The organism is Sphingomonas fucosidasi, assembly GCF_036663855.1.
In the GTDB taxonomy this organism is placed as follows: domain Bacteria; phylum Pseudomonadota; class Alphaproteobacteria; order Sphingomonadales; family Sphingomonadaceae; genus Sphingomonas; species Sphingomonas faeni_B.
The window spans coordinates 1-13,472 of sequence record NZ_JAXOJR010000006.1 but is presented as its reverse complement, the minus strand read 5'-3'; the positions used below and the strand labels follow the sequence as shown (position 1 = coordinate 13,472).

Here is a 13,472-nt window from a genome sequence, read left to right as displayed (position 1 = left end):
GGTCATGCGAAGACGCCGTGGAGGTACCAGCGCGGTGCCTCCATCTCGGAATACAGGCCGTGGCGGAAGATCCAGAAGCGGCGGCCGCGGCGGTCCTCGATGCGGTAGTAATCGCGCGTCGGGATGTCCTGGCGCCGCCACCACTCGCCAGCGATCCGCTCCGGGCCCTCGCTATGCGCCACGTCGTGCACCGTGCGACGCCAGCGGAAGCGGTGCGGCGGGCCGTCGGGGACCTCGGCCATCATCGACTCGATCGGTTGTGGCGGATCGAACAGATAGATCGGCCGGAGCGGAGGCTCCCCCGTCTCGGGCGCGCTCCACGGCGTCGGGGCAGGGGCCTCGGCGGCGGGCAGCATCAGCTCGGCCTGTTCGGGAATATGACTGTCGCGCGCCGAAAACCGGCGCACGCGCGCCCGGCCCAGCCGCGTGCCGAGCTGGTCGACAAGCTGTGCGACCTCCCCCTTCTGCGCCTCGCCGCCCTCCAGCTTCAACTGCGACGCGTCGAGCTTTTCAGCTAATGCGACATCGAGCCTCACCAGATCATAGCCGAATCCCGGGTCGAGCGGGTCGGCTAGGCTGTCGATCCGTTCGCGGAACAATCGCATTAATAACGCCACGTCGCGCGTCGGCTGGCCCGTCTCGATCCGCAGACGCTGGACCAGCCCGTCCGCACGAAACAGCCGCGCCTCCCACCGCCGCCCGCCTTCGTGACGATCGGCAAGCTGAGCGACAGCCTCGGTGGCGAGTTCGGCCAGTACCTCCAGCGCATATTCGGTCCGCGCGATCGGCTCGGCGAAACGACGCTCGACGCCGATCTTCGCCACCGTCCGCCGCGCGACGATCGGGCCCTTCACGCTGCCGTCGAGCCGGCGGATCATCATAGCCGCCTCCTCGCCGAATCTTGCAGCAATCGTCGCCAGCGGCCGCGCCATCACGTCGCCGACCGTCTTCAGTCCCGCGCGCGACAAGGCGGTGGTCGCATCCTCGTCGAGACCGAGCGCTGCTACCGGCAACCGCTTCACCGCACGCTTCTCATCGGGGGCAGGCCCCCCCGCATACCGGGCCAGCGCGCGCGCCGTATCGGGCGTGTCGCCGAACGCGTGGCGCACCAGCAGTCCACGCCGCGCGAGGCGTTCCTCAAGGTCGGCCGCCAATCGCCGCTCGCCCTCGAACTCATGCACGCACCCGGCGATATCGAGGATCAGCCCATCGGGCTCGTCGAGCGCGACCGACGGCGTGTAGCGCTGGCAACCGTCCGCCAGCCGCTCGAGCCATTCGTGGTCGGCATGCGCGTCATGATCGTACACCTCCAGTTCCGGCACCCGCGCCCGCGCATCGGCGAGGGTCAGCCCAGGCTGGAGCCCAGCCCGCACCGCCTCGCGGTCGAGCGCCTTCAGCCGCACCCCGCCCGATACCGTCTCGACGAACGCGATCGGCGTCTCAGCCCGTCCGACGAACAGATGCGGCCGCATCGTCCGCAACCGCTCGATCGGCAGCCACGGGAATACCAGCGCCAAGTAGCGCCGCGGGATCACCAGAGGCGAAGGCGGTTTGGTCGAAGATGTACGCGTCACGGTCCCACTCCACACGCCAGCGAAGCCCGGCCTGGCCTCCGCGTCGACGCAGCAATTCGATGTCGAAGGCAGGTTTGCCAGGTGCGTCGGCCTCCAAGGGCCGGGAACGACACGCCGCCACCTGCCAGCGCGACGCCGCCGCGCTCGGCACGGGCTCTGCGCCGATACGCAGGCTGAGGATGGTCACGCCCGAGGCTTCGGCCGCCAGCATCAGCCGCCGTGTCGCGGTCAGGTCGATCTTTGGCGCACGGCCCCAGGATTCGATTAGCAATGTGCCAAGCCCGTGACACCGCGCGGCATCGGCCGCGGCGCGCAACAAGTCCGCCTCGTCCTCGACCAGCCCCAGCACCAGCGACGTCACGTCGAGCCCCATCTCGACCAGGCCGGTCGCATGCAGCCGGCCGCCCTGCCGCTCGCTCGCCTCGGTCCGCAACCACATCACCGGCGCCGCACGGGCCGCCAGAACCGACGCCACCGCGAACCCTGCGCCGCTCGCCGCATCGTCGACGGTCGCGAAAACCTCGTGCAACTGCGCCTTGGCCATCCCCTGCGTCAGCCACGCATCGTCGGCGCGCCCATCACCCTGGGTCGGCATTCCCGTCGTGGCGATCCGCTTCAGGCGGGCAATCAGGGCTGACGACTCGTTCACAGATGTTCTTGTAATGTTCCAATGGGTGAGTCGCCAAGCGGAATCTCGCAGGGTTGACCGCTTTGTGCGGCGCACAACATTCTGGATGATTTTCGCGCGAAAGTGGAAAAGGTGCTTGCCGTTCCCTAAACCCCGGGCTAACAGCGCGCCTCACCCAGTCACCGTGTCGCTTCAGACCGGAGACATAGGCGCCAGAGCGGGCGTAGCTCAGGGGTAGAGCACAACCTTGCCAAGGTTGGGGTCGAGGGTTCGAATCCCTTCGCCCGCTCCAGTTTTCTATAGTAAATGCAATCACTTAGAAACTGGCCGCCGCAGCCGAGGTGACACCTTACAGCGCTGATTTTACGCCTAGCGACCCATCATCACGCGCATGCGGCAGCATGGCAAAGTGTCCACCTGGGTCACGGGCTCTCGACGCTCGGGTCAACATGATGTGCGCGGGTAGAAAGCTTCTTCGGTGCGTAATCGCGCCGGCACAGGGCGATCAGGGTGTCGCCGGGACCATGCGGGTATGCATGCATCGGGAACCACAAGCCTTGCGATCAAGCTTCACCCGGCGATGAAGTTGTACGTCTCGACTGCCAATGGAAAAATGGTGCCCGGAGACGGGGTCGAACCGCCGACACTGCGATTTTCAGTCTAAGGAGCCGGGATGCCTTCGGTGTCCCGGAATGTCGTACTATCAGCAACTTACCTTATTTTTCATGGGCGCAGTATTCCTGGATTTACCCTCGAAACCCCGGCTTTTCCCGGCATGATTACACAGGAATTACAGATATCGCAGACGGTGGTATGTGTCGGTCGACGCGGGCAGGGGCTAGGAGGAAGAGGCACTATGGCACTAGCCGACATAACCAAGGAGGCCGTAGATTCGGCAATCTTAGAATACGATCAGCTAGGTTCTGATGCCTTCCTTGCTCTCTACGGCTTTGCCCCTGCCAAGCGGTATTGGCTTGAACTGAACGGCAAGCGCTACCCCTCCAAGGCGATTGCGGGTGTCGCCCACAAGTACATCGACGGCAGCCAACTTCTCCCCTCTGCGAGCTTCACAGGGGGAGAGGCGTCCGTAGGTAGAAAGCTTCGGCAACTAGGTTTCGTGATCGATGCCCCTGAACGCAATCCGCCTTGGTCGCGCGACGAACTGATCCTTGCCCTCGACCTCTATCTCACAAACCCCGCAAACCCGCCGGGGAAGGGCAGCAGCGCTGTTGCCGAGCTATCAGCGATCCTAAACAAGCTTCACCGCCTGAATGGCATCAGCGGCGCTCCTACGCTTCGCAACGAGAACGGCGTCTACCTGAAAATGATGAACCTGCGATCGTTAGACCCGGCGTACACGGCCCAAGGTAAGGTGGGGATGCAGTCCGGCGGCGCGCTCGAAAAGGTCGTGTGGGCCGACTACGAGGGCCGTAGGGCCGATCTAGGAGTCGATGCTACGGTAATCCGGCGGGCAGTGACCGATGTCAACGAAACCGCCCTGGCTAAGCTGCCGCCAGCCGAGCCTTATGAAGGCGAAGAGGGCGGCGTGATTATGCGCCTCCACAAACGATATGAACGCGATTCCAAGCTTGTCTCGGAGAAGCGTAAGGCGGCGGCTGCAACAGGCAATCTGGCGTGTGAGGTATGCGGCTTCGACTTCAAGGCAACATATGGTGACCTCGGTGAAGGGTACATCGAGGTACACCATACGAAGCCGGTTCATACCCTCCTAACCGGTACGAAGAGCCGGTTGGAAGACCTCGCTCTGCTCTGTGCGAACTGTCATCGTATGGCACACCGTCGCCGGTCGCCTATCTCACTGTCAGCTTTACGTACTATTTTGGTCAACCATTGAACTAAAAAACTAAATAGCTTTGTCAACCTGTTGGATAATAGACTCCATAAAACGCCCCCTTTTTAACCAGCCAATCTCTAATAAATGAGCGTAGGAGTATTTTGGTGTACGATTCTTTGCGTTCAATACGTAAGATAAGCATTGCATGATATTCTTTCCTCTAACCAACTTTGCATAGTCTGACTCAAGGAAAGTACGAGCCGTAGTAAGGCTCTGCGGGATCGATCGCGACTCACTATGGAGTGTCGTCCCAGCAGACGCGTTCAACAGTTCGTGCAAGGTCGTTTTAACAGTTAGCTCATTACCCATAAAATAATCAGAAAGCCGGTGCGTATACCAGTTCAGAGTAGCGCTCAAAGCATTTAGGTAAACTGTTTCTTCGCCGGGATTGAGCATCGCTAGGTAATCGACATCGCGAAATACATCATTTTCTATGGAATAGCCATCTGTGCAGATAATATCGGCTGATCTATAGGAGTTGGGTACACAGCCATATATCCAGCTATCAAGGTCAATTATGTATGCGATGCGTGGCTTGTTAGTAACCGATGCCATGGCGTCATATATTGATAAAACACATGATCTACCACCGGCGGGTAGAACTGATATACCCTTTTTGGAGAAAACCTGTTCCAAGTGCCGATATATTATAATGTCATCAGACCCTTCTACTATAATTGTAGGTAAAGCCGATTTCTTAAGATACGCTACGATCTCCGCGACCGTCATCTGTATTTTGCCGCTCACTGGTTTTCAATCCATTCATCTCCACGGTCCTGATCTATAAGAACTTCCTTGTCAGGATATTTACTGTAAATGAAAGGTGAGTGAGTCGCGATAATAAACTGATTATTAGTGCCTTGTTCGGCAAGTATGCTGAAAAGTTGTCTCTGCCAGTCAACATGCAAACTAAGCTCCGGCTCGTCTATTATTATTACGGCATCGCTAGTCAGCGCATTATAGCAAATGAAGCTAAGCATTTGCTTTTCACCAGCTGAAAGCGCATCCGAGTTAATTGCGTTTGCCGCGTCTCCAAATCTTAAACGCGAACCAATTAGAATTCCGTTGCTGTGGAACAAGCGCTCAACAAGCGCCCTTACGGCATCGATGGGGCGCATGACCGCCTCTCGCTCGTCTTCCATTTGCTCAATTCGTTGCCGGACCTGATCCAGCAACGCTCGCTCCTCACCAACAGATGACTCGATTCCTGAATTATACTGGTGCGACTTTATCGTACTAATAACCTCTTCCGACATTTGCTGCTGCAGGTTATTGTACTCACTCGAAAGATCAGCAAATTTCGTCAAGAGGATGCCCACGACGTCAGCGGTTGAGAGCGCGCTTACGAATTGATGCTTGGCATTAGTTAGCTTCCTCGCCAATGCAGTAAAGTTGTCTTCAATATCTGATTTTGATCGAGCTTGATTGAACAGCCCCCTCGACGGCCGCCGGTTACTTGTCAGCGTGAAGCCACCCTCGATGCGGCGAAACGTCGGAAAAAATATAGAAGAGCCTAGTTGCATTATTACATCATTTGCTTGGTCTTCTGCATCGACAACCGAGTCCCCATCGTCATCGCGAATATCTTCAAAAGTTGTTTCATCATCGTCAATACTTAGCGTAACTTTACAAGTGTTACCACTAAGTCGAAAAACTGTGCATTTATAAAGAGAGGTTTCAATAAAAAACCGGGAAAATCGGGTTTCATTGAGCGCTAAATATATATTTCCGCTCATAAAATACCAGAGCAACTTTAGAAGGGTTGTTTTTCCGGCACCATTCCTGCCGGTAATTATATTTAGATCGGAATTAAAGTCGATTTTAAGGGTGCCGACTCTACCCATGAAACCATCTACTTCTATTCTCTTGACTTGCAAGCCGCCCTCCCACCTTACGGATTTATGCTCCGGTACCGTCACCGTGAGAGCATATTAATCGAAGGTATAGCAAGCGCGTTGGTATGCCCGGATAGCCAATTCTAGGTGCCGCCATTGCCCTGCCGCCCTGGGCGAGGCACGTAGACACTTGCGTACCGTGAAAGACGGTCCGTGGGGCGTGTACTCAAAGGAGGCAGCCCATTGCGTATCCCTTCGGATGCTAGAGCTTGAAGTTTCCGGGTAACGCTGTCCTTAAAATAGCCATAAGTGCTGGCGCCGTTGTTTCTAACGCCTCGGCTATCGCAATGAATTCCAGCACGTCCAATCGGCGCTCTAGCTGCTCTATCTTGTTTATGAACGATGGTGGCTTGGACAGACGGCGGGCAAGTTCGCGCTGCGATACGCCTAGTGCCTCGCGAGCCTCTGTGATTGCGGCGATAACTGCCCGATAGTCGGGCGATACCACCCATGCCCGCTTCATCGAACAAGCGCCCCGTTTGCTTACAAGGCGACGCAGATATACGGAGAATCGAGTGACCCCATTATGGGGACGCGACGGTACGTTTTGGGGGCGGAGAGATGATCGAGGCGTTGGTTGCCGTTGTTGGCATCGGTATGGTTCTGTTGGTTTTGGCGGCGGTCGGTGCAAACGGCATCATTGCTAAGAATCAGGCGAAGACCGCTGATGCATTAGGCATTCTAAAGGAGCGGTTTGGTGAAGGCGATTATCATACCGTCTTGCCCGGTCCTCGCTGCATTGGGATGGCTTGGGGGAAGGAGTCGCTGGTCCTCGGTGACACCGTTGAAGACGCTATCGCTCTACCACTTTCAGACGTTCGTAGCGCCGACATTGAACAAGGTGGCGTCAACGTCACAACTTCGAAGAATGTGACGACCAGCAACCGGGGATCGCAGTTGGCAGGCGGATTGGTCGGGGGCGTGCTACTTGGACCTGTGGGCCTTGTCGTTGGCGGCCTATCGGGCAGCGGCACGTCCAAGGGCCAGTCGGTGGAGACACGGAAGATAAAATCCGTGAAGCTGGTTATCAGAGTAGCCGATAGGGCAAAGCCTCTACGCAACTTCGTCTTCTTCGATATTGGCTATGGAGAGGGCTACGAGGCTACAAGTCCGATCGTCGCGCCCGCTATCGAGAAGGCCGGTCATTTCCAAGCATTGATACAGCAGGTAATCGAAGACCGGGCGCGTTCAACACCGGCAGTGGCGGGCGCGACGTTCGCGTCCAACCCGACCACGGCGATTCTAGCGGCAATGGGGCTATTACTTTCAGGGGCGGCGTTCCCGATTCGCGCCGATGCTTACGACTTGGGCAAGGCACTCGCTGGAACGGCGGAGGCGAAGCTTACATCGGCTAAGTCGCTTGATCAGGTTGAGCGCTGCATCTTTTTATCGGATTTAGCCGCGCCTCCAATCGCCTATCGTTCGCCGGATGGCACGCGTTCCTTGATTCATGGCGGACGTAGCCAACCAATCTTCGTCTTCGAACTTCTTGGTTCGCGCACAGGTACGGACGTGATCGTTTGGCAGGGCAAAGGGTACGTCGATAAGATTCAGCCGTGCCTTTAGCACAGCAGCACGGTCACCTATGACTTAAGCGCGGTGCTGATTGAGGCGTATTTGAAACGCGCCGAGTGATTTGCCGCTGCCACCCTTATATTTTGAGGTCGTCGTAGTCGTCGACCTTGATCAAATTTAGATGCTTCAAGCGACCGTTGCGGCTTTCAACCCTATAGCCGTGCACTTCAATTAGCGCACGCTGATCCTTCTTATCCGCGTTATTTAACCGCAAACTCCGAGTTACGCGGTTTGTTTGCTTTGGCGTTTTAGCTTTGTCAGTGAGCTCGAACGATACAGTGCGACCCTCCTGCAATATAAAAGCGCGTCCCTTGAAAGTGTTGATATTGTAGCTTGAAATCTTACCAGTTAATTCCTCGATGCTGTCCGAGTTTCGCTCGTCCATGAGGTATTGGTAGGTAAGTGGCGTCATATCCGGTCCAAGTTTTGTTTCTCGCTCGTTCGTTGTTGGCTTACCGGATATGCAAGCAACCTTCGCGGTTCGCGATCCAACCATCGGACGGTGAATGTCTGCGATGCTACTTTCGCATTTTTCGATAAGCGATTGAACCTTCGCTTGTGTCACCGCCCCATTATTCCGTTGTTCGGATAATTGCTGCTGGAACGTTTTGTCGTAATCGACGTGAAAGCCCATGCTACCGTTCAGTACGGCATCGAACATTGACGTTACCGCGTAACCGACTGGCGAATCTTTTCCTACGGACCCAGCCACCAAAGCCAATGATGCAATCCGGGCAATAACTTTCCAGCTGCCATCCGCCGGTGCTTCGGTTAGAATTCTCGCCCCTTTTAATGCAGGGGCTTGGGTTATAATTTCTCCGTTGAGTACGAAGTGAGTTACCAGGGCTAGGGATCGCTCAAACCCCACAAGGGCATGGGCTGCATCATAGAAATCAAGTTGGTGTTCGTCGGCAAGGCCGCCCTCGAACGTCAGCGTAATCTCGATCAACCGGCACCCCCACTTGTTGCGTAGCCACAGGATGGCGCGGTTTGATTGCGTCGGCAAGGCGGCGCTCATGTGAAATACATGGATTCGACGCAGCCATGCGACCAGCTGGAAATTGCTTTATCGCCATGCGCCCAAACCGCGACTGGCTTAGGCTTGTCGTCTTTCAGACCAATCCGACTGCACACCTTTAAAAGGCGCAAGGACATCGTCTAAGTCGTCAAAAGGTGTAAGATTTGAGGGGCCCCGATTTGCCCGATTAAGATAACTCACAAGATACCTTGATCGAATTATGACTCACTCATAATGTTTCGTAGTCCTTTTGAGTGAGTCGCTTCCGATGAGCCGCATTGCCTACTACCGAGTATCAGACGCATCGCAGGATATCGCAGCACAGCGGCATGCCCTTGGCGGCAGCTTCGATAAGGAGTTTGCCGATGAGGGGGTTAGTGGTGCCGTATCGGCTACAGCCCGTCCCGGCTTCTCCAATTTGCTTAACTACATACGGGAAGGCGACACTCTCTATGTGTACGCTATCGACCGTCTAGGACGCGATGCTCTTGACGTTCAAACCGTCATCCGAGCGCTTCTCGACAAAGGCGTAACCGTTGACGTTAAGGGCTTGGGTCCGATCGGTCGTGGCGTGGGTGAACTGGTGGTAGCCGTCCTTGCGCAGATGGCTGATATGGAGCGGGGTAGGATCAGAGAGCGATGCGATGCTGGTCGAGCGGTAGCAAAGGCATCGCTTGCGGCTACCGGCAGGACGCACAAAGGTAAGACAGGTCTTGGTAGACCCGAAGCCGGGAATCGCGCTGCTATAGTTGCTTGGCGTAAAGAGAACGCGGCCACCATTGCGGCGACGGCAGCCCATTTTCGTATCTCACCAGCCACAGTTACCCGGTACTGTGGCGCCCTTGGAAAGATCGGCCTCTAACTTCCATGTTGGCGTTCTACCATTACCTTGTGCATCGCCTTACCCCATTGCATGTATTCTATCAGTTGGGATTCCAGCGCCGTTAATGTAATAACATGCACTCTTGTACCGACAGAGCCATATGCATTAGAGAGATAGTTTTGCATGTAAACTATGCTATTTACCCCTCTTACTATCAGTTCACCGTCATCGGACTCAAGGTAGCACTCCATGAGTATTCCATCGACAACGACGATAGGAACGAAGAACGAGATATCGAGAGACTTGTCATTGTATCTTTCACTGCAGCTATCAGTGAAGTGAATTGCACCCTTTACCGATGACATTATGCCGGCTTGAATGTGAGCAGTTTTAGCTTCTTTCAAGGATGCATAGGAGCGCCCGAACATTAAAGGGGTTCCCATAGGTTTGTGATTGTCTATTTCGTTGTAGGGCAGTATATTGTTATCGACCTTTTGCTTATAATGTAGATGACTATACCCCGCTCCCCTCTCCACAACGCCGGGCGTGGATGAAAAGAATACAAATGGGTCAGACGTCTTCTTAACCTCAATACAAAGGTTTATTCCACAAGTGATATACGGCTGCCGTACTGTTTCGCGGTTGCCGTGATAGGCATGAATATCAATCTCTCTGGATTTACCTTCGTCTTTATCAACATAATATATGTTTTGACTTACAGACCACCCTAAACGTCGTAGGAGTGAAGCTACTCTAAGTTCGGTTTCAAAGCCGGTCTTTTTTGCAAGATCAACTATACTTTCTGCGAGAACGGGCAATGCGTGATCCTTGCTATACATATCTAACGGTTGTTGGCGTTGCCGGTAGCTGTCAAGAGAGGTTTAGCGGTTACCAGTTGAAATTAGAGTTAAAAGGCTGGTCCCTTGGATGCGGTACGAGAACTCGTTCGCTGGAGGGGCCTTACTAGAATGCATAATCATCGCGGGAGGGGGGTAGTGAACGGGACGCCGATGTCTGGTCCGATCCGGCCCTTTTCCTGTCGAGTGCGTTATTACTGCCGCCTTCGAATAAGCATATCCTCACACCTAGATTTAAGCCCCGTACAGCAGCAACGGGCGGAATAGGTAGGTTGCCCTATCTCCCGCCCCTATCGGTGTCGGCTGGTGGCTGACTGGCCCTCTAAATCGGATGCTAACGGCACTTCTTGGGCCACCGGTCTTTGATTTTGAAAACCGGCGATACACCTATCCGCTGGCGGAAGGTGTCAGCTAGAACCTCGCTTGCTATATCGATGTTAGAGCGCTGGACAAGCAAGGCATCGTGAAGAGGAAGTGCGGTAATACTATGGTGCAGTCCTAGTGCCTCAACCGCATCAATGATGGCAGAGCTTTCTAGATATTGCAGGTTCTGCCACCTGACTGTCGAGTTAGGCCAGCCGTGCAAGATCGGGTGTTCGTCAATAACTGCCGCACGAACGGTATCTATTGGGTATTCTTTGCGTAGGTTGATGCCCTCATCCTCCAACAACTTCGCGACCGTTTCGTCGGACCAGTTCGAATGAAAGCGATCATACCCTAACGTCATGGCGATCCACGCCTTGATTACCTCCCTTGGGATCGGTCCGAAGGTATAGGGGTCAATCAATGGATCAGGCGTTATCCCACGTTGGGCATACAGGATCGTTAGGAAGCTTGCGCGTAGGTCGAGTTCAACTACAGGTTCCCCACTGATCCGCATATCATGGCGGTGATGCTTCTCCATGTTTTGATAGCTTACCCCGGACGCCTTGGAATACAGCCGACCGCCCATGTTATAAGCGAAGCCGTCCTGATCGCCGTGGTTGAAGATTCGGATGAACCCGTCATGCTTGCAGCCGGTGATAAGCTGCGGTGCCATGTAGGCATTGATACGATTCACCTGTTCGGCGGCAGCGAGGTATGCCGGATCGGTCTTGATGATGGGGAGCTTCCTGCCCTTGTCCTCCCGATCCCAGAACTGCCGCTTGCCCCGGACGATGACAGGGTGTGCCATTGCACTAGGTCTTGGGGCGAGGGTGAAATGGGACCGCCAGTTACCGGGAGTGATGCCGTAGCGAAGGGCCAACTCTAGAAGGGCAGGCTTTGCTCGGTAGCGGGCCGTGTCCCCCTCTCCCTGCTTATGGGAGCCTAGCCAGATGCCGGGCCTATGATGAAGTAGGTCCAACGTCACCAGGCCGTTCAGGGCGTCGATACAAGGCCGGTAGCCGATCCGCTGGCCTCTGAAATCTGCTACGCCTCGCGGTCGGTATAGAACCTGATTATCGGGCTGGTTTGCTATCGATAGCAGGTCCGCTAGGATCGCAGCTACAGCCTGTCTTAGTTTGTTTGTTACTCCATACAGCTTATCCAATGTTGAATGGATTGAGTCCGCGAGGTAATCGACTAAGCCTACAGACTCTCTTGTTTCGACTGTATATGAAAGGCTCATATACCTGTCCTCTATATTGTTATTGCTGCTATTAAACTTAATTGAGATATCAGTATTAGCTATCATTACGAATTGTTATCCTATCTAATCATCAAGAATGTTATTGAAAGTGGAGAATGGGGAGGGAGGGGAAGGGACCCCATAGGTGTTACGTTTTGTGGTAAGTTAAGGTAAGTTACAGGTATGTTTAGCGCTTCGATGATATCGGCGTTAATTCGCCGGCGGGCGGTGTTTAAATTGTGCTTGAATCAACTGGCGGCGTCATCAAGCACCGCCGCCGCAAGGTGTAGCTTAAACGACTGTGATGGTTGGTTAGGCTGGATGCGTTCGGATCAGACCGGGGAAATCTAATCCTCTCGCATACCTTTCCGATGCCCCGTACCGGCGCCTTTAGTGAGCGATACTAGCGCGCGTATGAGGGGCGCTTGCGGCAGATGGGGTAACTGCTGGCAAAGCTCTGCTTCGATGCTTGGTGGGCTTCCTGCGAGGCTTGCGTGGCCCAAGCGCCGTTGACCTGCCGAGAACCTGTCGCTGGCGGAGAGTGTCCGAGTGGAACAGCCAGTAGTCACCGATAGCAATGGTGCGCTAGCCTCGACGCCTCGCCTCATCGATTACGATCTTCGGGGATGAGTTGTTCAAAATAGATGACAGGCAACGGCGAACGGGGCCGCCTGTCTTGGCTATTGCGGAGTCTTTGAAGATTTGATGAGCCCAAGTAATGGGCTTGGCTCGCCTTCTTCTACGCATCAGGCAGCCCCCTGCTGAACGAAGGCGGCAAGGTCTGAAACCCAATAGAAGACGCGGCCTCCGACCTTGACCGGACGCGGGCCCTTGCCCCCTAAGCGCCAGTTCGAGAGCGTCTTGGATGCGACGCCTAGATAGCGCGCCGCGGCCGTGCGAGATAGACGCCCGTCGAGCGTTTGTAAAGTATTGACGGTGTGCAAAATTTCATTCCTATAGAAGGCAGCGGGGTAATTCCGGCTGCCGAGTCGCTCTCTATCAACGAGGACTCTGGAATGAAATGCCTTGTAAGTTGCTACCTTCATGTCGACTTGGTGTTTGCTTGTGTTTTAATTGTTAATCTATTTTGGTATTCATTTTAGTAGGGTTATTTCTTCTTATGGCTCTTAAGTTCCAATCTCTCACGCGTAAGGCCGCCAGCAGTCTGCTCGTTGGGCAGAAGATTACAGAACACGGCATCACCGTGGAACGGACCGGCAAGGGCGATCTGATATACCGGGTCGGGATCATGGTGGACGGGCGTCGCATCCACCGGACTGTCGGCAGGGAGAGCGGAGGTTTTACGCGGCAGAAGGCTGAACAGGCCGTCGCCTCGTTTCAGACGCGGGCGCGCGAAGATCGTCTAAGCCTACCAGTAGGACGTAAGATCGCGCTTCCATTCCATGAGGGGGCTGTTGCCTATCTAGAGCGCCTCGGGGTTGAAGGGGGGAAGGGATTGCCGCGAAAAGCGCAGCACATCAAAGCGCGCCTCAATCCGTTCTTCGTTAGCCATCGTCTCGACGTGACGTGACCCCCGCCTTTCATCCAGCTGCGACCAGAGACCGACCGTTGTTGTCGCGCAGGAGCGCGGGTGAAGCAACGGTCAGGTTTAAACCCGACCGTTGCTTTTCGAGTTCT

At 55.2% G+C, this 13,472-nt stretch carries 13 protein-coding genes and 1 tRNA gene; 5 read left to right on the top strand and 9 right to left on the bottom strand.

The features are described 5' to 3' along the window. Positions 1–2: 2 nt before the first annotated feature. A complete protein-coding gene (locus tag U1737_RS11640) occupies positions 3–1,472 on the bottom strand; it encodes a Y-family DNA polymerase (protein ID WP_332797092.1) in 1,470 nt (489 codons plus the stop codon). Then, on the bottom strand, positions 1,441–2,223 hold the full coding sequence (locus U1737_RS11635; protein ID WP_332796902.1) for an ImuA family protein: 783 nt from the start codon (positions 2,221–2,223) through the stop codon (positions 1,441–1,443). Before U1737_RS11635 ends, U1737_RS11640 begins: the two co-directional genes overlap by 32 nt. Before the next feature lie 196 nt (positions 2,224–2,419). Here U1737_RS11635 and U1737_RS11630 point away from each other — a divergent pair. Both U1737_RS11630 and U1737_RS11625 read left to right on the top strand, forming a co-directional pair. Continuing rightward, positions 2,420–2,494, top strand: a tRNA-Gly gene (locus tag U1737_RS11630). 564 nt (positions 2,495–3,058) lie between these two features. Then, positions 3,059–4,057 carry an HNH endonuclease gene (locus U1737_RS11625; RefSeq protein ID WP_332796901.1) on the top strand — a complete coding sequence of 333 codons (999 nt, stop codon included), beginning with the start codon at positions 3,059–3,061 and terminating at the stop codon, positions 4,055–4,057. A gap of 9 nt (positions 4,058–4,066) precedes the next feature. Here the strand turns inward: U1737_RS11625 and U1737_RS11620 are convergent, their stop codons facing one another. The 3 genes from U1737_RS11620 to U1737_RS11610 all read right to left on the bottom strand — a co-directional run bounded on the left by U1737_RS11620 (position 4,067) and on the right by U1737_RS11610 (position 6,415). Next, the gene (locus U1737_RS11620; protein WP_332797091.1) at positions 4,067–4,786 is read right to left on the bottom strand and encodes a DUF4435 domain-containing protein; all 720 of its coding nucleotides are present in this window, start codon (positions 4,784–4,786) and stop codon (positions 4,067–4,069) included. 14 nt (positions 4,787–4,800) lie between these two features. After that, a complete protein-coding gene (locus U1737_RS11615) occupies positions 4,801–5,976 on the bottom strand; it encodes an AAA family ATPase (protein WP_332796900.1) in 1,176 nt (391 codons plus the stop codon). Between the two features lie 178 nt (positions 5,977–6,154). Further along, positions 6,155–6,415: a helix-turn-helix domain-containing protein gene (locus U1737_RS11610; protein WP_332796899.1), complete on the bottom strand. Its 261-nt coding sequence runs from the start codon at positions 6,413–6,415 to the stop codon at positions 6,155–6,157. Positions 6,416–6,513: 98 nt separating this feature from the next. Between U1737_RS11610 and U1737_RS11605 the strand changes: the two genes are divergently transcribed. Continuing rightward, positions 6,514–7,518, top strand: a complete 1,005-nt coding sequence (locus U1737_RS11605) for a hypothetical protein (RefSeq protein ID WP_332796898.1) — start codon at positions 6,514–6,516, stop codon at positions 7,516–7,518. Between the two features lie 85 nt (positions 7,519–7,603). On the opposite strand, the gene U1737_RS11600 is transcribed toward U1737_RS11605, so the two are convergent. Then, positions 7,604–8,545, bottom strand: coding sequence for a DUF7946 domain-containing protein (locus U1737_RS11600; protein ID WP_332796897.1), 942 nt, complete (start codon positions 8,543–8,545; stop codon positions 7,604–7,606). A gap of 268 nt (positions 8,546–8,813) precedes the next feature. On the opposite strand from U1737_RS11600, the gene U1737_RS11595 reads away from it, so the two are divergent. Next, positions 8,814–9,407, top strand: a complete 594-nt coding sequence (locus U1737_RS11595) for a recombinase family protein (RefSeq protein WP_332796896.1) — start codon at positions 8,814–8,816, stop codon at positions 9,405–9,407. On the opposite strand, the gene U1737_RS11590 is transcribed toward U1737_RS11595, so the two are convergent. The 3 genes from U1737_RS11590 to U1737_RS11580 form a co-directional block, all read right to left on the bottom strand. Further along, positions 9,404–10,186 (bottom strand): hypothetical protein, encoded by a 783-nt coding sequence (locus U1737_RS11590; protein ID WP_332796895.1) that lies wholly within the window; start codon positions 10,184–10,186, stop codon positions 9,404–9,406. The two genes, U1737_RS11595 and U1737_RS11590, sit on opposite strands and share 4 nt — an antisense overlap. 373 nt (positions 10,187–10,559) lie before the next feature. Then, positions 10,560–11,399, bottom strand: coding sequence for a hypothetical protein (locus U1737_RS11585; protein ID WP_332796894.1), 840 nt, complete (start codon positions 11,397–11,399; stop codon positions 10,560–10,562). A gap of 1,181 nt (positions 11,400–12,580) precedes the next feature. After that, positions 12,581–12,880 (bottom strand): helix-turn-helix transcriptional regulator, encoded by a 300-nt coding sequence (locus U1737_RS11580; RefSeq protein WP_332796893.1) that lies wholly within the window; start codon positions 12,878–12,880, stop codon positions 12,581–12,583. Positions 12,881–12,954: 74 nt separating this feature from the next. Between U1737_RS11580 and U1737_RS11575 the strand changes: the two genes are divergently transcribed. Continuing rightward, complete coding sequence (locus U1737_RS11575) at positions 12,955–13,365, top strand: hypothetical protein (RefSeq protein WP_332796892.1); 411 nt, start codon at positions 12,955–12,957, stop codon at positions 13,363–13,365. Positions 13,366–13,472: the final 107 nt, after the last annotated feature.

Coding starts and splice junctions, on each gene's coding strand:
- U1737_RS11640 (WP_332797092.1), bottom strand. CDS start 1,472: ATGCGGCCGCATCTGTTCGTCGGACGGGCTGAGACGCCGATCGCGTTC.
- U1737_RS11625 (WP_332796901.1), top strand. CDS start 3,059: ATGGCACTAGCCGACATAACCAAGGAGGCCGTAGATTCGGCAATCTTA.
- U1737_RS11620 (WP_332797091.1), bottom strand. CDS start 4,786: ATGACGGTCGCGGAGATCGTAGCGTATCTTAAGAAATCGGCTTTACCT.
- U1737_RS11610 (WP_332796899.1), bottom strand. CDS start 6,415: ATGAAGCGGGCATGGGTGGTATCGCCCGACTATCGGGCAGTTATCGCC.
- U1737_RS11605 (WP_332796898.1), top strand. CDS start 6,514: ATGATCGAGGCGTTGGTTGCCGTTGTTGGCATCGGTATGGTTCTGTTG.
- U1737_RS11600 (WP_332796897.1), bottom strand. CDS start 8,545: ATGAGCGCCGCCTTGCCGACGCAATCAAACCGCGCCATCCTGTGGCTA.
- U1737_RS11595 (WP_332796896.1), top strand. CDS start 8,814: ATGAGCCGCATTGCCTACTACCGAGTATCAGACGCATCGCAGGATATC.
- U1737_RS11585 (WP_332796894.1), bottom strand. CDS start 11,399: ATGGCACACCCTGTCATCGTCCGGGGCAAGCGGCAGTTCTGGGATCGG.
- U1737_RS11580 (WP_332796893.1), bottom strand. CDS start 12,880: ATGAAGGTAGCAACTTACAAGGCATTTCATTCCAGAGTCCTCGTTGAT.
- U1737_RS11575 (WP_332796892.1), top strand. CDS start 12,955: ATGGCTCTTAAGTTCCAATCTCTCACGCGTAAGGCCGCCAGCAGTCTG.